The sequence below is a fragment of the Streptomyces sp. NPDC046335 genome, assembly GCF_055587985.1.
Genome location: NZ_JBVJFF010000006.1, coordinates 31,982 through 55,907 on the forward strand (window position 1 = coordinate 31,982; position 23,926 = coordinate 55,907).

General features: G+C 69.5%; 22 protein-coding genes and 4 pseudogenes. 10 read left to right on the top strand and 16 right to left on the bottom strand.

All coding sequences use genetic code 11. The features are described 5' to 3' along the window. The first annotated feature begins 19 nt into the window (after nt 1–19). Together ACZ6JY_RS15590 and ACZ6JY_RS15595 are read left to right on the top strand one after the other, a co-directional pair. The gene (locus ACZ6JY_RS15590) at nt 20–313 is read left to right on the top strand and encodes an STAS domain-containing protein (RefSeq protein ID WP_469196228.1); all 294 of its coding nucleotides are present in this window, start codon (nt 20–22) and stop codon (nt 311–313) included. Nucleotides 314–607: 294 nt separating this feature from the next. Then, nucleotides 608–1,141, top strand: a complete 534-nt coding sequence (locus ACZ6JY_RS15595) for an EF-hand domain-containing protein (RefSeq protein ID WP_469196230.1) — start codon at nt 608–610, stop codon at nt 1,139–1,141. 15 nt (nt 1,142–1,156) lie between these two features. On the opposite strand, the gene ACZ6JY_RS15600 is transcribed toward ACZ6JY_RS15595, so the two are convergent. The 5 genes and pseudogenes from ACZ6JY_RS15600 to ACZ6JY_RS15620 all read right to left on the bottom strand — a co-directional run bounded on the left by ACZ6JY_RS15600 (nt 1,157) and on the right by ACZ6JY_RS15620 (nt 5,349). Beyond that, entirely contained in the window at nt 1,157–2,062 is a 906-nt protein-coding gene (locus ACZ6JY_RS15600; RefSeq protein ID WP_469196232.1) for an SAM-dependent methyltransferase, read from the bottom strand. Nucleotides 2,063–2,142: 80 nt separating this feature from the next. After that, nucleotides 2,143–3,249 carry an NAD(P)-dependent alcohol dehydrogenase gene (locus ACZ6JY_RS15605; RefSeq protein ID WP_469196234.1) on the bottom strand — a complete coding sequence of 369 codons (1,107 nt, stop codon included), beginning with the start codon at nt 3,247–3,249 and terminating at the stop codon, nt 2,143–2,145. A 2-nt stretch (nt 3,250–3,251) separates the two neighbouring features. Beyond that, nucleotides 3,252–3,658, bottom strand: a pseudogene (locus tag ACZ6JY_RS15610) (aldehyde dehydrogenase family protein); the annotation flags it as partial. 186 nt (nt 3,659–3,844) lie between these two features. Further along, complete coding sequence (locus ACZ6JY_RS15615; RefSeq protein ID WP_469196235.1) at nt 3,845–4,600, bottom strand: (5-formylfuran-3-yl)methyl phosphate synthase; 756 nt, start codon at nt 4,598–4,600, stop codon at nt 3,845–3,847. Between the two features lie 263 nt (nt 4,601–4,863). Next, nucleotides 4,864–5,349: an HAD family hydrolase gene (locus ACZ6JY_RS15620; protein WP_469196237.1), complete on the bottom strand. Its 486-nt coding sequence runs from the start codon at nt 5,347–5,349 to the stop codon at nt 4,864–4,866. Between the two features lie 23 nt (nt 5,350–5,372). Here ACZ6JY_RS15620 and ACZ6JY_RS15625 point away from each other — a divergent pair. Together ACZ6JY_RS15625 and ACZ6JY_RS15630 are read left to right on the top strand one after the other, a co-directional pair. Next, nucleotides 5,373–5,849 (top strand): annotated as a pseudogene (locus ACZ6JY_RS15625) (hypothetical protein); the annotation flags it as partial. Between the two features lie 37 nt (nt 5,850–5,886). Then, a complete protein-coding gene (locus tag ACZ6JY_RS15630) occupies nt 5,887–6,327 on the top strand; it encodes a hypothetical protein (RefSeq protein WP_469196967.1) in 441 nt (146 codons plus the stop codon). Here the strand turns inward: ACZ6JY_RS15630 and ACZ6JY_RS15635 are convergent. The 8 genes and pseudogenes from ACZ6JY_RS15635 to ACZ6JY_RS15670 form a co-directional block, all read right to left on the bottom strand. Next, complete coding sequence (locus ACZ6JY_RS15635) at nt 6,298–6,876, bottom strand: SMI1/KNR4 family protein (RefSeq protein ID WP_469196239.1); 579 nt, start codon at nt 6,874–6,876, stop codon at nt 6,298–6,300. The two genes, ACZ6JY_RS15630 and ACZ6JY_RS15635, sit on opposite strands and share 30 nt — an antisense overlap. A 693-nt stretch (nt 6,877–7,569) precedes the next feature. Beyond that, nucleotides 7,570–8,319 carry a sulfite exporter TauE/SafE family protein gene (locus ACZ6JY_RS15640; RefSeq protein ID WP_469196241.1) on the bottom strand — a complete coding sequence of 250 codons (750 nt, stop codon included), beginning with the start codon at nt 8,317–8,319 and terminating at the stop codon, nt 7,570–7,572. After that, nucleotides 8,316–8,678 carry a rhodanese-like domain-containing protein gene (locus tag ACZ6JY_RS15645; protein ID WP_469196243.1) on the bottom strand — a complete coding sequence of 121 codons (363 nt, stop codon included), beginning with the start codon at nt 8,676–8,678 and terminating at the stop codon, nt 8,316–8,318. Before ACZ6JY_RS15645 ends, ACZ6JY_RS15640 begins: the two co-directional genes overlap by 4 nt. Before the next feature lie 37 nt (nt 8,679–8,715). After that, a pseudogene (locus ACZ6JY_RS15650) lies at nt 8,716–10,108 on the bottom strand (rhodanese-like domain-containing protein). 202 nt (nt 10,109–10,310) lie between these two features. Continuing rightward, complete coding sequence (locus ACZ6JY_RS15655; RefSeq protein WP_469196245.1) at nt 10,311–11,552, bottom strand: DUF1684 domain-containing protein; 1,242 nt, start codon at nt 11,550–11,552, stop codon at nt 10,311–10,313. A 111-nt stretch (nt 11,553–11,663) separates the two neighbouring features. Continuing rightward, nucleotides 11,664–12,647 (bottom strand): NAD(P)/FAD-dependent oxidoreductase, encoded by a 984-nt coding sequence (locus tag ACZ6JY_RS15660; RefSeq protein ID WP_469196247.1) that lies wholly within the window; start codon nt 12,645–12,647, stop codon nt 11,664–11,666. A 325-nt stretch (nt 12,648–12,972) separates the two neighbouring features. Further along, nucleotides 12,973–13,161 (bottom strand): annotated as a pseudogene (locus ACZ6JY_RS15665) (IS5/IS1182 family transposase); the annotation flags it as partial. Between the two features lie 326 nt (nt 13,162–13,487). After that, entirely contained in the window at nt 13,488–13,625 is a 138-nt protein-coding gene (locus ACZ6JY_RS15670; protein WP_469196249.1) for a hypothetical protein, read from the bottom strand. Between the two features lie 80 nt (nt 13,626–13,705). Between ACZ6JY_RS15670 and ACZ6JY_RS15675 the strand changes: the two genes are divergently transcribed. Further along, nucleotides 13,706–14,161 carry a hypothetical protein gene (locus ACZ6JY_RS15675; protein ID WP_469196251.1) on the top strand — a complete coding sequence of 152 codons (456 nt, stop codon included), beginning with the start codon at nt 13,706–13,708 and terminating at the stop codon, nt 14,159–14,161. 317 nt (nt 14,162–14,478) lie between these two features. On the opposite strand, the gene ACZ6JY_RS15680 is transcribed toward ACZ6JY_RS15675, so the two are convergent. Further along, nucleotides 14,479–14,826 carry a hypothetical protein gene (locus tag ACZ6JY_RS15680; protein ID WP_469196253.1) on the bottom strand — a complete coding sequence of 116 codons (348 nt, stop codon included), beginning with the start codon at nt 14,824–14,826 and terminating at the stop codon, nt 14,479–14,481. A 563-nt stretch (nt 14,827–15,389) separates the two neighbouring features. Beyond that, nucleotides 15,390–15,686: a hypothetical protein gene (locus ACZ6JY_RS15685; protein WP_469196255.1), complete on the bottom strand. Its 297-nt coding sequence runs from the start codon at nt 15,684–15,686 to the stop codon at nt 15,390–15,392. 904 nt (nt 15,687–16,590) lie between these two features. On the opposite strand from ACZ6JY_RS15685, the gene ACZ6JY_RS15690 reads away from it, so the two are divergent. Together ACZ6JY_RS15690 and ACZ6JY_RS15695 are read left to right on the top strand one after the other, a co-directional pair. After that, nucleotides 16,591–16,719 carry a hypothetical protein gene (locus ACZ6JY_RS15690; protein WP_469196257.1) on the top strand — a complete coding sequence of 43 codons (129 nt, stop codon included), beginning with the start codon at nt 16,591–16,593 and terminating at the stop codon, nt 16,717–16,719. 253 nt (nt 16,720–16,972) lie between these two features. Continuing rightward, nucleotides 16,973–18,346: an MFS transporter gene (locus ACZ6JY_RS15695; RefSeq protein WP_469196259.1), complete on the top strand. Its 1,374-nt coding sequence runs from the start codon at nt 16,973–16,975 to the stop codon at nt 18,344–18,346. Here ACZ6JY_RS15695 and ACZ6JY_RS15700 read toward each other — a convergent pair. Further along, complete coding sequence (locus ACZ6JY_RS15700) at nt 18,313–18,909, bottom strand: TetR/AcrR family transcriptional regulator (protein ID WP_469196261.1); 597 nt, start codon at nt 18,907–18,909, stop codon at nt 18,313–18,315. The genes ACZ6JY_RS15695 and ACZ6JY_RS15700 overlap by 34 nt on opposite strands. A 134-nt stretch (nt 18,910–19,043) precedes the next feature. Here ACZ6JY_RS15700 and ACZ6JY_RS15705 point away from each other — a divergent pair, with 134 nt between their 5' ends. The 3 genes from ACZ6JY_RS15705 to ACZ6JY_RS15715 are packed head-to-tail and all read left to right on the top strand — an operon-like array spanning nt 19,044 to nt 23,803. Beyond that, entirely contained in the window at nt 19,044–20,621 is a 1,578-nt protein-coding gene (locus ACZ6JY_RS15705; protein WP_469196263.1) for a class I adenylate-forming enzyme family protein, read from the top strand. 45 nt (nt 20,622–20,666) lie between these two features. Beyond that, a complete protein-coding gene (locus ACZ6JY_RS15710; protein WP_469196265.1) occupies nt 20,667–21,845 on the top strand; it encodes an acyl-CoA dehydrogenase family protein in 1,179 nt (392 codons plus the stop codon). Nucleotides 21,846–21,886: 41 nt separating this feature from the next. Further along, the gene (locus tag ACZ6JY_RS15715) at nt 21,887–23,803 is read left to right on the top strand and encodes an alkyl/aryl-sulfatase (RefSeq protein WP_469196267.1); all 1,917 of its coding nucleotides are present in this window, start codon (nt 21,887–21,889) and stop codon (nt 23,801–23,803) included. The last annotated feature ends 123 nt before the right edge of the window (nt 23,804–23,926 follow it).

A 23,926-nucleotide genomic window follows, 5' to 3' on the forward strand; every position in this document is an offset into this window, starting at 1 on the left:
CCACCACAGCGGTGCCCTGTTGCGTCAGATACTGGACGATGTAGACGATCCGTGCCCCCGTGTCGTGCTGGACCTGCGGCGGGTCACCTTCCTGGACTCCAGCGGCATCAACGTCTTCCTCCTCGCCCACCAATCCTTCACCGAGACCGGCGGATGGCTGCGCCTGGCCACACCCACCGAACCGGTCCTGCACCCCTTGCAAATCATCGGCGCACAACCTGGCCGAAGCTGTCGAACGCCTCGTCGGCCGACACACCGCGCCGGCCTGCGCGAACCTCTCGCAGTCCGGTCCGATCAGGCGGACGTGATCTGAGCCGAAAGCCCAGGAGTTGTCGCCGGCGGGCTCGGATGAGCCGGCGAATGGGATCGGCCGAAGCGGTCTGGTTATCACAGGCGAGGCATCCGACTTGTCACACACGCTCATTCAGCAGTCCTTCTGTCACCAGAAGCGAAGATCGAGAACCTGCGGCTCTTCATAGCGGTTCCATGGGTCAAGGCCGTTACACGCGCTGGGTCGGCAACCTTCCCGTGTGCCCCAACACGGTCGCGCAGAGGCACTCATTGAACAGGCCCGTAATCTGCGGGCCGCAGAAGACAGGTGATGGAAATGCGAACTGAGGCCGCCAAGCGGGTCGAGCTGGTCTTCTCCCTCTTCGACGCCAATGGCAACGGAGTCATCGGCTCCGACGACTTCGACCTGATGACGGGTCGTGTCCTAGAGGCGGCGGCCGCGTCGGACGACGGCGCCAAGGCCGCCATCCGAGCCGCGTTCCGCCGCTACTGGACAACGCTGGCCGCTGAACTGGACGCCAACGGCGACGGTGTGCTCACCGTGGACGAGTTCCGTCCGTTCGTGCTCGACCCCGAGCGTTTCAGTCCCACGATCGCCGAGTTCGCCGAGGCGCTCGCCGTACTCGGCGACCCCGACGGGGACGGTCTGATCGAGCGCCCCCTCTTCGTGTCGCTGATGACTGCGATCGGCTTCGAGGAGCCGAACATCCACGCCCTCTTCGACGCCTTCGCCCCTGACGCCGAGGACCGCATCACCGTGGCTACGTGGGCCGCCGGCATCGAGGACTACTACGCGCCGGACAAGGCCGGAATCCCGGGCGACCACCTAGTGTCTGTCGGGACCGTCTGACACCGCGCGTCAGCGTCACGGCCGGGACTTGTGCGCGAATACCCACCGGTTCCCCTCCAGCGCGTCGTTCGGCTCGGGGAGGGGGCCACGTCGGTACCGACGGGTGAAGTCGAAGGGCGTGTACATCGAGGTGGACCAGCCCTTGGCCATCAGGGCGCCCGCTGAGTCAGGTCGTGGCCCCTTGTCGAAGAGGTGGAGCAGGTCGATGCCGATCTGTTCACGCGTCGCCGTGTAGATCGGGCTGTCGTAGTAGGCCAGCAGATCCCTTTCCAGCTTGGCCTCGAAGGCCAGAGCACTGCCTCCGCTGGACAGCCTGTCCACCATGTCGATGAGATGCGTCTCGGCAGGGCCCGATAGGTAGAAGAGGAGTCCCTCGGCCAGCCAGACGCTCGGTGCGGCCGGGTCGAAGCCGGCGGTGGTCAGCGCGTTGACCCAGTCCGCGCGCAGGTCGACCGGAACGGGGACGCGCTTCACCTGCGGGACGGCCGCGAGGTCCGTGAGCACCTGTTGCTTGAAGGCCAGCACGCCCACTCTGTCGATCTCGAAGACGACGCAGTCGGACGGAAGATCCAGCCGGAAGGCACGGGTGTCCAACCCCGCCCCCAACAAGACCACCTGGCGGGCGCTCGCACCGACCGTCCGGCGGAGGAAGTCGTCAAGCGCTCTCGTCCGCAGGCCGAAGTAGCGGGCGAACCGCCCCCACAGCGGGTTGCTGTCCCCGTCCGGGACCTGCTCGATGCGCACTGGCCAGTCCGCGCAGGCAGGGGCCGCGCGAACGAAGTGTTCCGCGTAGGAGTCCCGCGCCAAGCTGTCATTGCGGTGGGTCTCGATCGACCGTGCCGCGGCGACCAGGAGCGCGGTCAGGCCCACACCTTCGTCCACGCCGTCCACGTCCGTGTGCTGTGGCGTCGTACCGGCCATTCTTCCTCCGTTGGCGGAAGCGGGGGATGCGGGATGTTCACTTGCCGGAGAGGGTGAGTCCTTGGTGCCGCGTGCCTCGCTCATCGGCCTGTCCTCTCCGGGAGCAAGACGGGTTTGACCACACGGCCCGCGTTGCAGTCGCGTTCGGCCTCGTTGATGCCGTCCAGCGGATAGGTGCGGATCAGCTCGTCGAAAGGGAAGCGCCCAGCCTGCCACAGTCCGATCAACCGGGGGATCAGCACTGCGGGTACGGCGTCGCCTTCGCAGATGTGGCGAATGCTGCGGCCTCGGTCAAGTGTGCCCGCTTCGAGCTGCAGCGGGGTGTGGAGGCGTGCCACCAGGCCGAGACTGCCGGTGGGGCGTAAGGCTCGGAGCGCCTTGTTGATGAGCGGGGGCGAGGCCGTGGTGTCCAGTGCGTGCTGGGCGCCGCCGTCGGTCAGTCGCCGGATCCGTTCGGGCAGGCTGGGTGAGGCGGCGTGCAGCGGGGTCGCGCCGAACCGCTCGGCCAGAGCAAGCCGCTCAGGATGCCGGTCGACGGCGACGGTCAGCACGCCGGCGGCGGTGGCCGCCATCACTGCGGCCAGGCCCACCGCTCCCGCGCCGAAGACCACGAGGGTGTCGCCGGGACCCGCAGCGAAGGTGTTCAGCACGACTCCGGCGCCGGTGAGGAAACCGCAGCCGAGGGGACCGAGCAGTTCGAGCGGTAGTGCGGGGTCGACCCGTACGGCGTTGCCGACCGGCACGAGTGCGTACTCGGCGAACGAGGACTGCCCGAACCATCGGGGGGCCAGCGCTCTACCGGTCGCGTCGGTGAGCCGTGGCGGTTGCTCCTTGCGCCCTCCGAAGAGGTTGAGCGAAGCGAAGGAGTCGCAGTAAGCGGGGGCCGCTCCGCGGCAGTTCCGGCAGTGCCCGCAGGAGTCGAAGCTCAGCACGACGTGGTCACCGACATCGATCGCGGTGTCCGGGCCATCTCCCCTCCGCACCACGACCCCGGCACCTTCGTGACCGAGCACTGCGGGCAGAGGGCTCTGACCGGCCGATCGCCGGACCGCGAGATCGGTCCGGCACATCCCGCAGCCCGCGATCTCGACCAGGACTTCGCCGACGGCGGGCTCTGTCCGCAGAACCACCTCCTCGACCGTGAACGGGTTCTCGTACGAGCGCAGTACGGCTGCCTGGAACCTCATCGTCACGCCTCCTGCGAGCGGTGGATGACGAACGGCCGCAGGTTGTCGTACAGCCCCCACGGTCCGCCCGCTACGCCCACACCGCTGTCCTCGACACCTGCGAAGGCTGGGCGAGGGACAGTTCGGCGTGGTGGTTGATCCCGGCCGTGCCGCAATTGAGCCGCTCGGCCACCGCCTCGGCCCGATCGGGGTCGGTGCTCCACACGGAGCCGCCCAGTCCGAAGCCGGTGCCGTTGGCCGCGTCGACGGCTTCGTCGAGGCTCCGGTACGGCAGGACCGGCCCGAACTGCTCCCGGGTTACCACCGGGCTGTCGGGCGGGACGTCGGTGAGGATCGTGGGGGCGAAGAAGTATCCCGGCCCGGCCAGCCGCCGGCCATCGGCCACCGCCGGGGCCCCGGCCGCCAGAGCCGGTGCGGGCAGCGGAGTCGGCGCGCCAGCCGCGCCAGGCCCGGCGGGCCCGGTCGGCGACGGCTTCCAGTACGTCCGGCTGCCGGCCGGGGGCCTCATCGTCCCCCGTGGCCGGATTGACGACGGGGAAACGCGCGGCCCGGCGTCCGGGGACATGGTGGGGCTCGGCGACGGGCATACCGGCGGTCAGCTCACGGTGGTGACGCCGGCTGCGGGCTCCCGGGCGTGCTGGTCCATCTCCGCCCGGAAGGCGGCCACCAGGTGGGTCCGGATCCGTCCGGCGTTGCGGTCGCCGCCCTCGCAAACGGCTCCGCGGACCCCGACGATGTCCGTGCCGATGCGGGTCAGCGGACCGAGGTCGACCTGCTTGACACTGCCCGCGAGAGCGGCGAGCAGGCCGGCAGCGTGAGCCAGCCGGACGAACTCAGCGCAGGCATCCGGCGGCACATGGTCGAACAACCGCGTCCCGTCCTTGATCGCGGTGTCGAGCATGGCGGCGTCGGCTCCGGAACGGGCGGCGATGTCGGGCAGGGCGAGCGGGTTGACGCAGCCGACCCGGTGGGCGTCGGCGTAGCCGGAAGCGACGACGAGCGCATCGGAACGATGGTCCTTCACCGCCCGGACGACCGCGCGCATGACCTCGATGCCCTGGTCGGGCGTCGTACACCCGTAAAGGCCGACCTTGATGTACGTGGCGCCGGAGACGACCGCGCCGAGTGCGGCCTGAGCCACCGTGCCGGGCTTGTACGGGACATCCCCCACGGTCGCAGACACTGGCTTGTCCGCCGGTATCGCGTCACGGATCTCCCGGATGACCCAGGGGAAGTTCGCTCCCAGAGAGCCCTCGTCAGGCTTTTTGACGTCGACGATGTCGAGATGCTCCGCCGCCTTCGCGCAATCGAGAGCCTCCTCGATACCGTCCGGGGAGATGAGAAGCAACACCGTGAACTCCTTCCGCCGTCAGTCCGCCCGTCCGAGGGACAGGGGACCGCGGATCACCTGGTTCATGTGCGGTGCGCTCATCATTCCCGTCACCCATGGGCACCGGGAGGGCGCACAGAGTGCCCATTAGGCGCTCATGCCCACGTATGGTGCGCCGTATATAGCGGAGCAAATCAGCCCCACTGGCTATCTTTCGTTCGGCTGGCGAACACGTGGCGGGGTGGGTGACAACTACCTGCCTTTGCGATGGCGAAGGTGCCCAGCTACGCACCCCGCGCCAGCTCTGACAGCAGTGGTTCGGTCCCGGCGGCGCCCGGCAGCGCTACGCGAGGTCGGCTGACCTGCCGGAGAAGGACGGGCGCGAGCTGCGCGGCCGTCCCATCGGGGTCCGTCGTGTGATGGATGGTCCGGATGCCGAGCGCTTCGGCCGGCGGCAGGTTCTCGGCGTGGTCGTCCCGCTCGGACAGGATTGCCGCGTCGAACGCGTCCTCCCACGTCCCCAACGGCTCGTACGGGTTGTAGGGCTCCAAGCCGATCCTGGTGGAGAGCATCGCCACCTTGATCCCGGCAGCGCGAGCGCGCTCCGCGGCCGCCACGATGGACGGCTCGGGACGGAGGTTGGCCAGCGCCCGGCGCATCAGGTCGGTGGGGTCGATGCCGAGGATGCCGAGGATGCCGCCGATCACCCGGTTCCAGTTCTCTTGGGTGGCCTCGCCGAGTTCCAGCTGCGAGTACACGGCCACGCCCACGCCGGAGACGGCGAGCAGCGGTAATGGCTGACCAGCCCGTATCGTCCGTCCCGGTCGCGCCTGCCTGCCTGAGCCGCAGGGCCCAGCGGTTTCTCGAGACGGAGGGCATCCGTGTTCGCCGGCAGGGCATACGGCGACACCGCGATACGTGGATCAAGCACGGGATCCCCGCTGCGGAGATCGAGCGGGCCACTGCCTTCCAGGACCGCTGGGGCGGCCTCGCCTTGCCGCCGGCCCCGTTCTACGAGGGCGGTCCGCGCGTCCTGGACACCGACTGCCCCTAGGAGATGCCCGCAGAAGGCTGGTCGTTCCCGGCAGGAGACTGCCGGGTGACCATGGCTTACAGCTTCGTGATCGGTCCCGACGGTGCGTTTGGTATTGACGCCTCTCGTTGGACGCCCCTGCATGCCGGCACTGACGGATGGGTGGAATCCCTGGCGCTCGCCGCTCATGCCCGCCGCTGGGCCACGACCGTCACAAGGGTCACGCGCAAGGCCGTCGTCCGCGGCCGGCCGCCTCGACTGGTCGAGTGCCTGCGTGGACGGCTCTCACATCCGCGCGAAAAAGGGGCTCCGACACCGGCCCGTCGCCGGTCGACCGGCGGAAGACGGGCAGCAAACACCACTTGATCTGCGACAGACGCGGCACTCCGCTCAAGGTCGTCACGACCGCGGCAAACGCCGACGACGTCACCAGACCCTCGCCCTGGTCGACGGCGTCCCGCCCGTCGCGGGCCGCCCCGGCCGTCCCCGCAGACGCCCCGAGGCCCTGCTCGGCGACAAGGGCTACGACTCCAACGCCAACCGCAAGGAGCTGCGCACGCGCCGGATCCTGCCGGTCATCTCCGGCAAGGGGGCCCCGAACATCCAGGGCCTGGACACGCTCCGCTACGTCGTCGAGCAGACCTTCGCCCTTGGAGACGTCTCAACAGGCCCGGATCATGACGGTTCAGAAGGCCAGCGGATCGGCGTCCAGTGACTCGGTGTATCCCAGGACCACCCGTCCGGGAACGGTCTCGCAGATTGCCTCCAGATCGGCCCGGGTCCGGCCCCGAACGTGCAGCCAACTGTGGGCGCCCAAGCCGTCCTGGCGTAGCAACGGTCCCGGTGCGAAGAACCAACGCACTGGAAAGTCCTCCGGCCCCGTCCACATCGGATAGTCGGGCAGTGCGACCCGCTGGAAGCGTTCGGGCACCACCCCAAGCAGATCCGCCGGCAGCTCGCACGCGTTGTACAGCCGGCCTCCACCGCCGAACAGCGCCTCGCTCAGTACAAGCTCGACGCAGGCCAGAGACACCCGGTCCAAGAACGGCACCCAGCCGTGCCGCGCCTGGACGAGCACCGGCGGATCGTCCTGATCAAGGTCGCGCAGGCGCACGCCCCAGAAGGCGCAGCCCTGGTTTTCGCTGCGGAAGACGAGGACACCGCCGCATTCGTCATGCACGAACATCTCGGCGGGCGGCAGCAGCGGATCCTGGTTGGCGATCAGGCCGGACCACGTACCCAGGAGCGTGTAGAACTCGCGCACGCGACCGGCAGGGAGCAGCCGAGCGTCGCCTCGGCTCGCGCCAGTTCCGCTGCCGGCGTGCCGTCGTCCTCGGTCAACGGCTCGTCCCAAGCAGCGGCGAAGCCGCAGACGAATGCCCACGCCCGCAGCCATAGATATCGTGCTCGACTACTGCATCGACTGACCTCCGCTCGAGCGGAGGTCAGCCGTCTTCGACGCCGGAGCGTACGTCCTGACCGACGACCTCACGGTCGTCGACATGTGGCGGGCCGCCTGCTCACCGAACTCAAACGGCACTGATGGCACTACATCCACAACAACCATGTTCGCCACCACCGTCACCACTGGCTCAGCCGCAATCCCTCACCACTCACCGTGCCGCCGCCAGACCAGCGGAGCTGACCCCGTCAATCTTTAGACGCGAAAAAGGGCGCCTGACCCGGGCAATCACCCGGCAGGCGCCCTTCGGGACGCCCAGCTACGCAGCGAGGGGAAATGCACTGCTAAGGCCCACTCCTCGTCGTCCGTCGGGACCTCCCATCGGCGCATCGACTCCGCCTCCGACACGCCGAGTGGGTGAAATACCTCGGTGCCGCCCTCGACAACGTCAAGTTCCGCGTCCGGCGACCGGGAGCAGAGGTGGGCCGCTCTGGAGAAGGTGCTTCCTTCGCTTGAGCGGCCGGCGCCTGGGTCCTCGTGGGCCGTTGCCGTCGGTCAGGTGAAGGCGTCAATGCCCATGAAGGCGGCCGTGGCCAGCAGTACGACTGCGAAGACGCGCTGCAGCAGGGTGCCAGTGACCTTGGCAGCCAGGCGCTTGCCGTCCCAAGCGCCCAGGATCGCCGCCCCTGTGAAGGGGGCGATCAACGCCCAGTCGACGCCGGCTGTGGTGGTCCCTCGCGTGGCCAGTGAGGCGAGTGAGTTCGCGGAGATGACCAGCAGGCTGGTGCCGACGGCAGCCTGCATCTCGAGGGCGAGCACGGTGACCAAGGCGGGGACGACGAGGAAGCCTCCGCCGACACCGAGCAGTCCGGTCAGCGCGCCCAGGACGGCTCCGGTCCCAGCGGCCTTCGCCGGCCGTACCGTAGTGGTGCGGCCGCCGTCGATCCGGCCGGAGCGCAGCATCGTCACCGCGGCAAGGGCTGTGACGGCGGCGAACGCGGCGGTCAGCAAGGATTGCGGCAGGCGAGCTGCAACGGCTCCTGCTGCGGCGGCGGGCAGGAGTCCGGCCGCGGCGAACAGGGCTCCGGCCTTCCAGCGCACGTTACCGGTGCGGGCGTGGGTGTACAGGGCGGTGAGCGAGGTGGCGGTGACGATGATGAGGCTGGCGGTGGTGGCGGCTGCCGGGGTGAAGCCGAGCAGGTGGACCAGGGCCGGTACGGCCAGGACGCTGCCGCCTCCGCCGAGCGCGCCGAGCGCAAACCCGACCAGCGCCCCGGCGGCGAGGGCGAGGATGAAAGCGCTCATGCTATGACACCGCTGCTGCCGTCCTCGCCGGTGACCGGCAGCCCGGCGCGGGTCCATGCGGTCATGCCGCCGGTGACGTCGCGGGCGTCCACGCCGCGGGCGGCCAGGAGCCTGGCGGCCTGCTGGGAGCGGTGTCCGGAGCGGCAGATGGCCACCACCGGCCTGCCCTGCGCGGCCTGGGGCAGCTGAGCGCCGGTGGCCAGGCGGCTGAGCGGCAGATGCAGCGCGCCGGGCGCGTGCCCTGCCCTCCACTCGGTTGTTTCGCGCACGTCCAGCAGCACGGCCTGGCCGTTGCTGGTGTGCTGGTGGGCCTGCTGGGGGGTGAGGCGGCCGGGGCCGCGGTGCGGAAGCGAGAACATGCTGCGATCTCCGTGCCGGTGGTGCGGGTCGAGGGGCTCAGTGGGTGCCGTCGGGGCGGGTGAGGGTGAGGCGGGCGTCGGTGACCGCGGTGAGGTCGTCGTCGACGGCGACCACGTCACGGCCGGCTGCATCGAGGAGGGAGGCGGCGATGGCCGCGCGCATCCCGCTGGCGCAGTGCACCCACACCACTCCGTCCGGCACCTCGTTGAGGCGGCCGTGCAACTGGTGAGCCGTGCAACTGGTGAATCGGGATGTGCACCGAGCCGTCGATATAGCCGCCCGCGCGTTCGGATTCTCGGCGCACGTCCAGCAGCACCACCGGCTCGTCCCGCTCACGTGTCTCGGCGAGGTCGGCGAAGCTGGCGCGCGGGAAGGAGGAGAGCCGCTCCCCGGCGCTGATCCAGGTCGTGGGGTCGCCGGTGGCCGCGGCGGCCGGGCGGTCGATACCGACCCGTACCAGTTCCCGCTGGGCGTCGGCGACTTGCTCGGGGGTGTCGGCCAGCAGGGTGACCGGCTTGCCCCAGGGAATCAGCCAGGCCAAGTACGTGGCGAGCTTGCCCCCGCCCTCGAAGTTGAACGCCCCGGCCACATGCCCCTTCGCGAAGGCGACCCGGGCGCGCAGGTCCACCACCCACTCCCCGGCGGCCAGGCGTGAGGCGATCTGGCCGGCGTCCGCAGGGCTCGGCGGAGTCAGGTCGACGGGAGCCGGGCCTGCCGCGTTGGCTGGGCCCATGTGCGCGTAGTAGGCAGGCACATCGTCGAGCCCGGCGAGTATCTCGGCGACGAAGGTGGCCACGTCCAGGGTCAGCGCGTCGTTGGTCGCACGCTCCTTGCCTATCGTGGTCGTCTCCCCCTCGGCCTGCCCGGAGGAGCAGAAGCTGCCGAACCCGTGGGTGGGCAGCACCGGCACCTCGTCGTCCAGTTCGTCGGCAAGACGACGGGCGGAGGCGTGCTGGGCGCGAGCCAGCTGCTCGGTCAGCCGAGGCTCGACCAGGTCCGGCCGGCCCACGGTACCGATCAGCAGAGACCCGCCGGTGAATGCCGCCACCCCCCGTCCGTCCTCCTGAAGGGCGTAGGAGGTGTGGTGCGGGGTGTGCCCCGGGGTGGCGATCGCCCGCAGCACCAAGCCTTCGTCCACGGTGAATGTGTCGCCGTCGGCGACCGGGGTGCGGGCGTAGGCGACCGACGCCGCGGCCGGGACCAGATAGCGGGCCCCGGTCACGCGAGCGAGTTCCAGGCCGCCGGTGACGTAGTCGTTGTGTACGTGGGTTTCGGCGACGTAGGCGATGCGTACCCCGCGCAGGGCCGCGGCGGCGATGACCTGGTCGATGTCACGCGGCGGGTCGATGACGACCGCGTCCTTGGCTCCACCGGCCAGGTAGCTGCGGTTGCCCAGGCCCTCGAACTCCAGGGTGTCGACGAAGAACACGGCTGCGACTCCTTATTCAGTGATGTACCCCCGGCGGTCTCCGCGGGACATCGCGGAGCTATACCCCCGGGGGGTATGTTCAAGCGTGGACTAACCCGTCGTCGCCCGGGAGGGCGCGGGTGTCCCGGTGGTCACGGAGGCTCGTGACGAGGTGCCGCCCTAAGGCTCAGGCGGGTCCGGGACGCCGACCGTGATTCTTTTGTCAGTCACGGCCTTGGGGCGTGGACGCGGCGATCGGAACCACGTTGAAGTACTCCTCGATACGGTCGATGAGTCCGTCGTCGAACCGGAAGTACATCGCCGCGTGCACATCGCTGCGGGATCCGTCGGTCATGGTCAGGTGCAGTACCTGCTGCTGAAGCACCTGTTCGCCGTGGTGGAACTGCCGGACGATGTCATACCGCAGTGTGTCGACATTGGCGGCGAGCTGCTTCAGCAGTTCCATGTTCTCGTCGATCGTCTGCTCGCCACTGCCGTCGCTGTGCCACACCGTCGCGGTGTTGGTGCACATGGACCGCATGCCGGCGTAGTCCCGTACTTCCCACTGCCGAAGGTAGCGAATGGCGGTGTCTCGGATCTTCTCATCTGATGTCATGGCGTTTCCTTTCACGTTGTGCGCGGCGGCAGAGGCTTCTGCGCCGTCGTCCCCTTGAGCGAGATCAGGGGCGCGTTCGCCCGCTTCGATACGCAGGGGCAGGTGGTTCCCGTCGGGCGGGAGCGGGCAGGGGAAGGCAGCGGAGAAGACGTGGTGCGGCAGGACGGCGCGGTTGAAGTCGATGCGGGCGCTGCCGTCCGTCGGCGTGGGAAGGATCAGCCACCGGCCCATGGCGGGCGTGTCCGCGCCGCTGGTGCCGTCGGTGAACGGCACCAGGAGGATGCCGGGGGCGGCGACGAGCGCATGAAGGATGTGCCGCTCACCCTCTAGGTCGAGGACGAGGTTACCGGCGGCCGGGAAGACGTCCCGCACGGGCGGACTGGTCGTACGGGTCACCTCGATGTTCCGTCCGGCTTCTGCCGGGCGGTACTCGGCTTCGGTGATCCAGCGGGCGTCCCACGGGTAGGCCGCGATCCCGCGCAGGCCGGCGGAGGTCGGGGCAGAGGGGTCCCACACGGCCAGGACGTGAGAGCCCCGCATCTCCTCGATGGTGCCGCGCCGGCCCCCGGGGAAGGTCAGGCGGCTGGCTGTGGTCAGCTCCACTGTGCCGTCCACCGGCTGCCCACCGACAAGGACACCCTCCTCAACAGCCACCGTCAGCCTCAGGCTCCCCGGGACGCCGGTGGAGTTCCACCGGCCCGGTACGTCGGGCACTACCTGGTCCGGCCCGGTGATCGGCTCGTGGACGGCGAGCTGCGCCTTGCCCTCCGGGCCCGCGATTTCCTCCCACCGGCTTACGCGCCACTTGTCGTATTCGGCGATGCCGTCCTCTAGGGGATTGCTGGACAATGTCTTCTCCTTTTCGAGTGGGGGCCGCCCTTCGAGAGCTGCCCGGTCCTACGGGGACAACCGGCATGCGAGCGGGGGCTCGCGGCGGGGTCAGGGCTGGCTGGACGGGCGTTAACAGCCCGGGTTCCGCGCCTGCCCCCGGTCCTTTTGGGCGCGCCGCAGCGCGGCCACGGCGACGCCGGTGTCCTCCGCCACCAGATCGGCGTTGATCGCGGCGGCACTCGCGTTGCCGGCCGCCGCCGCACCGACGACCTGGGCGGCCAGGTCGGTGACGTTGCCCGCCACCCACACGCCTGGCACCGCAGTGCGGCCGGTCGCATCGGCCTCGATGTGCTCGCCGACTCCCATCGGGTGCTCGACCGGGTCGAGGCCGAGGCTCGTCAGCACCTTTCCGGCACGCATCCGCGGACTCACCGCCACCGCCGTGACCTCGGCCAGCCGGCCGGAGGCCAGCCGAATCCCGGTCAGCCGGTCCTCGCCCACCTCGATGGCCGCCACCGCGCCCTCCACGACGTCGATGCCGCGCGCAGTCAGTTGTTCGCGCTGCTCACCGGTGACCTCGATGCGGTCGGCGGGGAACAGGGTGATGCGGGAGGTCCACTGCCGGAAGAGCAGTGCTTGGTGCACCGACATCGGTCCCGTCCCCAGCACCCCCAAGCTCTGGTCGCGGATCTCCCACCCGTGGCAGTAGGGGCAGTGCAGAACATCGCGTCCCCACCGCTCGGCGAGACCGGGCACCTCAGGCAGCTCGTCGGTCAGCCCCGTGGCCACCAGCAACCGCCGGGCCCCGTAGCGTTCGCCGGCCTCCGTCGTGACCTCGAACAGGCCGTCGACGCGCTCGGCCGAGACCACACGACCGGGCACCACGCTGCCGCCGTAGCGGGCCACCTCCTCCTGCCCACGAGCGACGAGATCGCGGGGCGGCATGCCATCGCGCGAGAGGAATCCACGCATACCGGAAGCCGGCGCATTGCGCGGCTCCCCTGAATCGATCACCACCACGGAGCGGCGCGCCCTGGCCAGGGTCAATGCCCCGGACAGACCGGCGGCACCACCACCGATGACGATCACTTCCACGGACTGGTCGGCGTTCATGCCAGGAAGATTCACTCAGCCGGGGTCGGTGAGGCAAAAGGACGTTGCCGATACTGCAAATCGGCTAGTGGGACGGCTGCGAGCGGCAGACCTCGCGTGCACCGGCGCGCCTGGAACGGCCGGACGCCGACACGAGCACGTGGCAGCCTGCCCCGGTGAGGGCAAGATGTTCCGCCGCGCACCGCTGACGCTGCTCTGGCTCTGGCCGATGTGACGCAGAAGGCGCTCGACAGCATGAGCAAGAACGGTGACATCCTTCGCCGCAGCTACCACGCGAAAGTCCTCCCACTTGGCGACGGCCGCCCCGACCGCGTCCAAAAGCGCAGGACTGGTGGGTTGCCATGGCCTGTTCACCGACACAGCGGATCTTGGCGTGCGTGGTGTTGTGGCGACGCTTCCATCGTTTGAGTCGGCGGCCTCGGAACGGGACGCGGACGGGTCCGCCGGCGCCTTGATACGCCTTGTCGGCCCAGCATTTGAGTTCCGCATCGGCCAGGGCCTCGATGATCCCGTGCTGCCCTCGACGGCTTCCCGTATGTAGCGGTAGACGGTGGCGATCCCGATGCCGAACCCGGCGGCGAGCTGGGCACAGAGTGCGGCTGGACAGATCGATCGAGGACGGATGGACAAGCACGCGAAGCTCCTGGCGGACACGGGTGATCTCGGTCGAGAACCCGCCTACCAGGAGCTCCGCCCTTGCGCAGGATTGTCCAACTCGCGGTCAGACACGCCGGCTTGGAAACGGCTCAATGCCCTGGCGAAGGGCCACTTGGCCGCCCTGAGGCGAGCGAGTTCCGTGCGCGTCAGGACGTACCTCCGCGCCCGCGCCCACGTCGTTCCCTACGCGGCCGCGTCCACGTAGTTGCCAGCCTCGTCGTAGGAGCTGCGCGAGAACCATGCGTTGCGCCGGGCGGCGCCCAAGTCGTGCAAGGCGTGCAAGGTGAGCTTCGGGGTCAGTCCCCTGAGTGGTTTAGCCATCGTGCCCGACGATCCGCTCCCGCCGCCCCTTAGGCTCCGTTCTGTAGTCACTTGGCTACATTCCGTGAAAGGGGAGAGGGATGCGTTTTAAGTCCGTAGGCCGGCTGGCGGCCGTTGCCTCGACAGCACTGCTGCTGCTCGGCGGGGCGGCCACCTCGGCACAGGCAGCGGCACCTGGACCCGCCCTGTACTCGATCGACTTCTCCAACCCTCAGGAACAGGACAACAACAACCTGCCGGAGCCTTACGGAAAGGTCTGGGTGCAGGCGCCCTGGGGTCAGAAGACCGCCCTCTGGGAGCACCCGGACGTCGGCATCAACACACCCACCCTCCCGCGCTACCCCGACCATGGTCCGTACGAGATGAGGTACGCCGATCACCCCGTCACCGAGGTGTGTGCCTTCGTGGACGAGGACGACACCGGCATCAACGCCGATGACGAACTGGCCGCTGGTTGTGTGCCCGTGAGAGGGCCCGGCGAGTACACCATCAGCGGTGCCGACGGGTCGGTCACAGTCAACCTGTACGACGTCTGACGACCTCGAACTCATCGCACCCCACCCGTGGCCTGCAAAGGCCACGGGTGGGGTTTTACAGTGACCTGGCGACCTGGCCAGGCGCTCAGCGGGGGTTTCCCAGCCGAGCACCTCACGGGGGGCGGCTGTTGAGCTCGGCTGCGACCCTGTCGGCCGGCACCTGCCGGTACAACTACGCCCACCTGCGGTGCCGGCTCGCTTCCCGCGGTATCCGGCAGCGCCTTGCCCGCAAGGGCACCGAGTGGAGCAGCAGATCGGCATCGAGCCGGCCCTGGAGCGCCGGAGGGCGGCCTCCGGTGCTCGGGGATCGAGGAAGCTCAGGAGAAGACGACGGAGCGCACCTTCAGGCGTTCGGATCCGCCGCCCGTGTGCGGGCGCAGGGAGAAGAACGAGTCGCCCTGGCAGTCGGCGTTCAGGAACACCGTGGCGACGGCGTCGGTGCGGTTCTTCGGCGAGTGGCCGGGCGCCAGGTCGTCGGAGCCGACACCGAAAAGGTTGATGCACTCCCTGCTCGGCGGGTTGTTGAGGAACCCGACGGCCTCGTAGCCCTCGCCCGTGGTGTAGGTGTAGCGGAACTGTCCGGTGGCGGCAGAGGCGGAGCCGGGGGTGGCAGCGAGCAGGGCAAGGGCGCTGAGCACGGCAGCCACGGAGGTGCGACGACGCATGAGGAGCTCCTTCTGTGAGAGTTACGCCAAGTCTGTTCCGCCAGGCGCCGAAGAAAGGGTGCGGCGAGGTCATCGCCACCCGGACGGGAGGAGCAGAAACGATCAGTCTTGGGCCGCGTGGGTTACGGCGGACTGGTTATAGGGGGGCCGCGTGGCCCGGTTGACGGAGCCGCGCCATCGGCATCCGGATCCACTGGTCCCACTGCCGATGCTCAGGTGGCTCTCGTAGCAACCGTGAGCGTGGTGGTCGACCGGGCGGCCCGAACGGCCAGGCGGAGACACGCCATTCGCGCCATCGTCGCGCCCGGGTTCACCGGACCGGGGCGCGAGGGGCGCGGACGACGCGACCGTACGGAGGGACCGATCCGGCGCCTTGATACCGACGCCGTTCAAGCAGCTGGCCGACGCGGTTCATGGAGGCCCGCGTCGGCTGCCGCGCTCTTCAGCGCCCATCGTGGCTTCGCCTACGTGTCGACTCGAATCGCGCCGGATCGCCGGATCGCCGGATCGGCGGGTCGGCGGGTCGGCGGGTCGGCGGCGCTGTGGCCACCCTGGGCGAGCGGTCAGAGGTTGTAGCGCTCGATCTTCAGGACCCAGTTCTGCACGCCGCCCGAGTCTCCTTCGCTTACACGCAGCTTGACCTGGGCGCTGACCGGCCGCTCTGTGAACTCGGGTTCGAACCGGGCCACGCGGATGAGGGTATGGCTGGACCATTCCGGGTTGCCGCGGGCGGTGATGTAGCGGTGGTTGTTGCTGAGCGGCTCGGCCTGCTGGTCGCCGAAGAAGACGGTGGCGTTCAGCACTCCCTGCCCGTTGCCGTTCGTGTCGCTGCAGAGGGCCTCCGCGGAGAAGGTGGCCACGAAGATCGCGCCATAGGAGGGGGCTCCCTGCCCCAGGCGCAGGTCGACCGATGCGCCGGGAACGTTGATCCAACTGGTGCTGGTGGTCTCGAAGCGTTCGACGTCCCACTTCGCGTAGGTGATGTTCGGGGCGCTGGTGATCCGGAAGGAATTCTGCGGCGGCGTGCTCTAACTAGCTGCCGGTACAGGCATAACAGGGCGGTCGACATACGGAAGATGACCGTCCGGAAACAGTTCACCCCCCGGGATGACTCTGGCAGGGTGCGGTTCGAGATCTGCCACATTCACATGCGGGACATGAATGCCAGACGCGTGGTCCCGGCCCGCCTTGCAGGGCGATGCCCCTGCCACGGACGGGTACTGCGTCGGCTCGCCGGGTGCTGGCGACGGACACCCGGTTTCCGTACTAGAACCTCGCCGTGCAAGACGACTTCGACGGCGCAGCCGCGTGCATCGCCTCGTGCGAGCAAGTCAACCGGGGCAGCCGGATCCATGGAGCTTGGTCGTGCCCCCCAGCTCAAGCGAACGGTCCGCGAATCGGCGCCGCTGCTGGAGGTGGGCGTGCCGCGCATTACGGTGCCGCGCGCCCCGGCGTCCGGCGGCGGCTGAGTGGTGGATGCGTGGTGGATGCGTGGTCGGAGCAGCCTCTCGCCGTCGGCCACGCGGCGTGCCGCACTTCGCGAGCGCGAGGCTGCCGGGAGACGATCAGTATCAAGGACGCCTCCACACTCCGAGCTCAGCATGTCGAAGGGCACGTAGCCCACCTCGGCCGCGACGAGCGCCGGGGCTTCGTGTTCCCGGCGCCGGGAAGCACGGCCCCCGTGACCGTCGGCCCGGCCGGACCGAGCCGGAGACGGTCGAGCGGTTGTCGACCTCGTCGGTGGTGCGGCCTCTGAGCTTCTTCATGGGTATCGAGGTGCTGGGCGAAGCGACGAAGGCCGGGCAGGCCGGTAGCGGAGGTGACCGCCTCGATCCAAGCCGGCAACTGGTCGCCATGGAGACCGAGGCCAGGACGGCCTTCAGCTGGATCTGATCGGCTTCGGGCACGGCGTCGGGGCGGGTGCGGAGCCGGCGCGTGACGGCGCGGGCGGATGGCGGGCGAGGTCCGACCGGCTGGGGCTTGCCCCAGAGATTCCTGTTGACCCAGGCACGGAACCGTTGACCTTCCCGCCTGAGCCGTTTACGTTGCCGAACCAACAGGAAGTTAATAGACAGCTTGTTCAGTTACTCGGTCACTCAGTTGCCCAGTTGCTGGAACTACGCTTCACGCGCCCGCAAGGAGTCCCGTGCCACGCTCCACCACGACCGCGCCCCCCGAATCGTCGCCCCGGCCCGGACACGTGCCGCCCCGCCCCGAACGCCGGGCATGGGTGGTCCTCGTCATGATCGTGGTCTTCATGATGATCAGTTACGCCGACAAGGCCGTCCTCGGTCTCGCGGCGGTGCCGCTGATGGAGGAGCTGGGCATCGGCAAGAGCACGTACGGGCTGATCTCCAGTTCCTTCTACCTCCTGTTCAGCGTGTCCGGGCTCGTCGTCGGGCTCTTCTCGGCACGGATCTCCAGCCGCGCCCTGCTCCTCGCCATGGCCGCACTCTGGGCCGTTGCCCAACTGCCGGTCCTGCTGGTGGCCGCCGTGCCCTCGCTGATCGCCGGGCGCGTCCTGCTCGGCATGGCGGAGGGTCCCGCGGCCTCCATGTCCATGCACGCGCTGTACAAGTGGTTCCCGATCGGGCGGCGGGGCCTGCCGTCCGCGCTGCAGATCGGTGGCGCCGCGCTCGGGACCGCAGTCTCCGCCCCGTTGCTGACCTGGCTCATCGTGGACCACGGTTGGCGTTCGGCTTTCGTGGCCCTCACGCTCATCAGTGCCGCGTGGTGCCTGATCTGGCCGTTCGTGGGGCAGGACGGGCCCGTCGACGGGGAGCGGAAGCCGGCTCAGGGAGCGGGCCGTCCGCCGCGCGCGGCGGGTCCGCCTCTGAGGGCCCTGCTGGTGAACGGCACCGTGACGGGCGGCATCCTCAGCGCCTTCGGGTCCCACTGGGCGCTGGCCCTGTCCAGCGCGTGGCTGCCGGTCTACCTGCAGACGCAGATGGACATGACCGCGACCGGCGCCTCGACCGTCGTCAGCGGGGTGTCGGTGGTCAGCCTGATACTCCTGCTGTCCGTGCCCGCCTATGTCGACCGCCTCAAGCGCCGGGGCGTGTCCAGCAGGCGTGCGGACGGCATCCCGCAGGGTGTGGCGGTCCTGGTCGCGGGCGGCGCGCTGGCCCTGCTGCCCTTCGCCGCGGGAGAGCCGGCGCAACTCCTGTTGATCGCGTTGGCGTTCGGCTGTCACGCGGTCGCCCTCCCGCTGCACTACGTCACCACGGCGACGGTCGTGCCGGACGGCCGCCGTGGCGCCGTTTTCGGTGTCGTAGCCGCTTCGGGGACCCTGCCGGGCCTCTTCGTGCCGTACCTGACCGGCCACCTGGTCGACAACGCGACCACGGAGACGGCCGGTTACACCGTGGCGTTCCTGCTGTCAGCGGGCGTCATGGCCGTGTGCGGGCTGCTGGCGATCGTCACCATCCATCCCGAGCGGGACGCCCGAAGGCTGAATCCCGCAGAGGCGCCCGCTCCGACACCTCGTCAGGCGGGCGTGTCGAAGCCCGTGGCCCAGTAGCGGCCGCGCAGGGCGAGGTCGAGCAGCATGCGTACGACCTCCTCGGCCGGCATGGGGGGCGTGTCCTGCTCCACCCACCACTGCAGGACTCCGACCTGCTCGCCCACCCAGGCCCTGGCCAGCAGGTCGGGATCGATCCTCGGTTCGACCGCGTTCCGCTCGGACCGGCCACGGAACTCCTGCGCGGCGACGCGGGCGCAGGAGTCCGTGAACATCCGCAGCGGTTTGCCGTCCCCCTCCCCGCGCAGCACGATCCGGTAGAGGTCGCGCTCGTCCTGCACGTGGCGCAGCATCTGCAGGATGGGTTTACCGGTGAAGCCCACCGCACTGTCCCGCACCGCCGGACGGAGCCGGACGTCGAGTTCGGCCAGGAGGTCCGCGGTCACCCGGGCGAAGAGCTCGTCCTTGTCACGGAAGTGGCTGTAGAAGGTCGCGCGGCCCACGTCGGCCCGCTGGGTGATGTCCTCGACGCTCAGGGCGGTGAACCCCCGCTCGATCACGAGTTCCACCAGAGCGTCACGCAGCGCCTTGCGCGTCTTGCGGACGCGCCTGTCCTCGGCCAACGCCGTCCCCCATTTCCTTGCCGTGCCCGGGCCCCCTGCCGTGGGGGCGACAGCTCAGTGTACGGAAGCCTTGACAGTCCCACCGTTACTGAACAAACTGTCCGGAAACTTACAGCCTGCCCTGGAGCCGCCCGATGAACCTCGGTACGTACCTCACACGCAGCGCCCGCCACTGGCCCGCTCACCCCGCGCTCGTATGCGGGGATCAGACCTGGTCGTACGACCGGCTGGAGACCGCCGCCAACCGGTTGGCTTCCGCGCTGCGGCGGCGCGGGCTGCGTCCCGGGGAAGCCGTGGCGTCACTCGCGTGGAACCGCGCCGAACTCGTGGAGGTCGAATTCGCCCTCTACAAGGCAGGGTTGATCCGGGTGCCGGTCAACGCCCGGCTGGGCCGCACGGAGATCGAGCACATCCTCCGGGACGCTCCCGTCCGCGTCTTGGTGTTCGACGCGGCGCACCGGGAGGACGCCTTGGCCGCCATCGAGGCGGCGGGTACCGGCTGCCTGCCCGTGCTGCTCGACACCGTCGCCGAGGGAGGACCGGGCGCAAGGCCCCGGCCGGTCCCGTACGCCGACCTGCTGGCCGAGGGCGATGACAGCGTCGTCGCCGTCGAGACCACCGAACACGAGCCGGCCGTACTCAACTTCACCTCGGGTTCGACCGGCGCTCTCAAAGCGGCGGTGCAGACGTTCGGCAACCGCCTCGCGAACATGCGGAAGACCCTGATGAGCGAGGAGTCCCGGCCCGGCCCCGACACCCGTTATCTGGCCTGCGGGCCCATCACCCACGCCACCGGCATGGTGCTGCTCGCCGGTGTGTTCGGTGGCGCGACCACCCACATCCTGCCGACGTGGAGCGCGGAGGCCTTCCTCGATGCCGTCGAACGGGAGCGGATCACCGCCACGTTCCTCGTGCCGGCCATGCTCAACATGGTGCTGGCCCACCCGAGCGCGGCGGAGCGCGATCTGTCGAGCCTCACGAGCGTACGCGTCGGCGGGGCCCCGGTCTCGCCTCAGCGGCTGCGCGACGCCGTCGCCCTGTTCGGGCCGGTCGTGGCCCAGGGCTACGGTCTTGCGGAGACCACCAGCGTGGTCGCCGGCCTCTCCAGTGCGGACGTCCTGCGGGGAGTGACCGAGGACGAGGAACTCCTCCGGTCGTGCGGGCGTCCCGCGTACGACTCCGAGGTCCGTGTCGTCGACGAGCGCGGAAGCGAACTGCCTCCACGTGAGATCGGGGAAGTCATCGTGCGCGGTCCCGACTGCGTGCGTGAGTACTGGCACGCTCCCGAATTGTCGGCGGAGACCTTCCGCGAGGGCTGGGTCCACACCGGTGACCTGGCCTTCATGCGCGAGGACGGCTATCTGTTCCTCGTCGACCGCAAGAAGGACATGATCATCTCCGGTGGTTTCAACATCTACAGCACCGAGGTCGAGACCGCCCTGTACGAACATCCCGCCGTGCAGGAGGCCTGTGTGGTCGGTGTGCCCGACGAGAAGTGGGGCGAGGCGGTCAAGGCCGTCGTCGTGACGCGCCCCGGACAGCACGTCGGCGAACAGGAACTGACCGACTTCTGCGCCATGCGCCTCGACCGCTTCAAGAAGCCCCGCTCGGTGGAGTTCGTGACCGCGCTCCCCCACAACCGCAACGGCAAGCTCGACCGCAAGGCCGTGCGCGAGCCCTACTGGGCCGGCGCCGACCGACGCGTGCACTGATACACCATCACCCACCCTCATCAGGCTCATCAAGAGAGACCGCACATGACTTTCTCGTTCCGCCCCACCTACGACGACCCGCACCTCGCCGGGCTCGTCGACCGTCTGCGCACCTACCTGAACGGTGAACTCGCCGACTACGAGCGGGAACGGGGCATCACGCGTGAGACCCGGCTCACCCGAGCCGACCTCGAACCCGTCTGGCAGCGCAGTCGCGAACTGGGCTTCTACGGCATCCACCTCCCCGAGGAGTACGGGGGCCAGGCCCTCAGCAACGTCCGGCTCGCCGCGCTCAAGGAGGAGATCGGCGCCTGCGGACGAGTCCTCGGACACTCGGTGCTCGGCGACATGGGCGGACCTCTCCGGGCCGGGGACATCCTGAAGTACGCCACGGAGCACCAGCTCACCACCTATCTGCTGCCCCTCGTACGTGGTGAAAGGGCCTGCTGCTTCTCCCTCACCGAGGCCGACGCCGGCTCCGACGTACGGTCCATGACCACCACCGCCACACCGGACGGGGACGGATACCGCCTGACCGGCCACAAGGTGTTCAGCTCGGCCGGGCCCTTCGCCGACTTCGCGATCGTCGTGGCGAGGACGGCAGGCACGGAGAACTCCTTCTCCGCGTTCCTGGTCGACCTGGACAGCCCCGGTTGCCGTGTGGTGGAGGGCGCCACCCCGATGTCCGGCGAGCACATCGAGAGCGACATCATCCTGGAAGACTGCCACGTCCCGGCCGCCAACCTCCTGGGGGAAGAAGGCCAGGGCCTGAAGATCGCGCTGGGCCGGGTGACGAACAACCGGCTGCTGCACTGCCCCACCGCCATCGGCGCCGCCCGCCGCGCCCTCCAGCTGACCCGCGACCGGGCCCTGACGCGCAAGGCCGCGGGCGGTCGGCTCCTGATGGAGATGCAGTCCATCCAGCACAAGCTGGCCGACATGGCGACCGATCTCTACGCGGCCCGTTCGATGACCTACGCCGCTCTCGGCGCCCTGGACAGCGGATCCGATGTCCGCACGGAAGCGTTCATGTGCAAGCTGTTCGTCGCGGAATCGGCGTTCCGCGTTCTCGACCACGCCGTCCAGATCCACGGCAAGGACGGGCTCACCCAGGGCAACGAGATCGAGTACCTCTTCCGCAAGATGCGCATGTTCCGTGTCCTGACCGGAACCTCCGAGATCCAGCGCAACGGCATCGCCAAGTCGCTGGTGACGCTCGCCTGATGAGGCCGGATCCGGCCCCGCACCGAGACGGGACAGCAACCATGACCCACACCTCGCAGGACCACCCCTCGCAGGACCACCCCTCCCCTGGCCACGGCCCCGACGACGAAGAGGACTTCGCGGACGCCGCCCGGGGGTTCATCGCCCGGCTCGAACCGGGCACCGTTCACGACGCCGCCGGACGCCTCGTCTGGGACGCCGACGCCTATGCCTTCCTGGAGGAGGACTGCCCGCCAACGGCGCACCCGTCGCTGTGGAGGCAGAGCGGGCTGGTGGCCCGGCAGGGCCTGTTCGAGGTGGTACCGGGCGTCTACCAGGTGCGGGGCCTGGACCTCTCCAACATCACCTTCATCGAGGGCCGACGCGGAGTGATCGTCGTCGACCCGCTGATCAGCACGGAGGTGGCCGCAGCCGCCCTCTCCCTGTACCGCACCCACCGTGGTGAGCGCCCCGTGACGGGCGTCGTCTACACGCACTGCCACGTGGACCACTTCGGCGGGGTACGCGGCATCATCGACCCGGCCGAAGCCGCCTCCGGCCGGGTGCCGGTCATCGCTCCCGCCGGATTCCTGGAGCACGCCGCCGGCGAGAACGTGATGACGGGACCGGCCATGGGACGCCGGTCCGGATACATGTACGGGGCCGCTCTGCCCAAGGGGCCCGAGGGGCAGATCGGCTGCGGCCTCGGGCAGACCACCTCGCTCGGCAGCATCTCGCTGATCGCACCCACCCTCGACATCACCACCACCGGCCAGACGGAGACCGTCGACGGCGTACGCCTGGTCTTCCAGCTCACCCCCGGCACCGAGGCCCCGGCCGAGATGAACTTCCACCTGCCCGGACTGCGCGTCCTGTGTGTGGCGGAGAACGCCTGCCACACCCTGCACAACGTGCTGACCCTGCGGGGAGCACTGGTCCGTGACCCCAGCGCCTGGGCCCGCTATCTGACCGAGACGCTGGCCCTGTTCGCCGACGACACCGACGTGGTGTTCGCCTCCCACCACTGGCCCACCTGGGGACAGGGCCGGGCCGTGCGGTTCCTGGAGGAGCAACGCGACGCCTATGCCTACCTGCATGACCAGTGCGTACGGCTGATCAACGCGGGCCTTACGGGCGCGGAGATCGCGGAGGAGCTGCGCTACCCGCCCGCGCTGGAGCGTGCCTGGCACATCCGCGGCTACTACGGTTCGCTCAGTCACAACGCCAAAGCGGTCTACCAGCGGTACATGGGCTGGTTCGACGGCAACCCCGCGCACCTGTGGCAGCACCCGCCGCGGGAGGGGGCGCAGCGGTACGTCGCGTTCATGGGCGGGGCGGACGCGGTGGTCGACAAGGCCCGGGCGTCGTTCGAAGCCGGTGACCTGCGCTGGACCGCGGAGGTGCTCAGCCATGTGCTGCTCGCCGAGCCCCGGCACGTGGCGGCCATCGCCTTGCAGGCCTCGGCCTTCGAGCAACTGGGCCACGGGGCGGAGTGCGGCCCGTGGCGCAATTTCTACCTCATGGGCGCGACGGAGCTGCGAGAAGGCGTACGCGGCACTCCCGCCCGAGGAGCACCTGACATCATCGCCGCCCTGACGGTCGAGCAGATCTTCCGGTCCATGGCCGTCCGGATCAACGGCCCCCGTGCGGCGGCGGCCGGCCGGATGCTCCTGCGCTGGGAGATCACCGCACCGGAGCCCGCGCCGCCGGGGAGCTCCAGCACGGCCGAGACCTGGACCGTTCTGCTGTCCAACGGCGCGCTCACCCCGATGCGCGGCGGCGCACCGCGCGGCGAGGACCCGGATGTGACGCTGCGGCTGCCGCGAACCGTCCTGGACGCCGTGATGAGCAGGACCACCACCTTCGCCGACGCGATCGCCCGGGGCGATGCCACGGTCGAGGGCGACGTACGGACCCTGCTCACCTTCGGATCACTCACCGACCGGCCCGACACCCGCTTCCCGATCGTCACGCGGTAGGGCTCGGCCGGGAGCCGGGGCCCCGGAGGGCCGTTGCCTCAACTTTTGACGGCCTCCGCGATCTGCTGGGCGGCCCGGATCCCGGACGGGTGTGAGGTGCGTGGTGTCGACGACCTCGGCCTC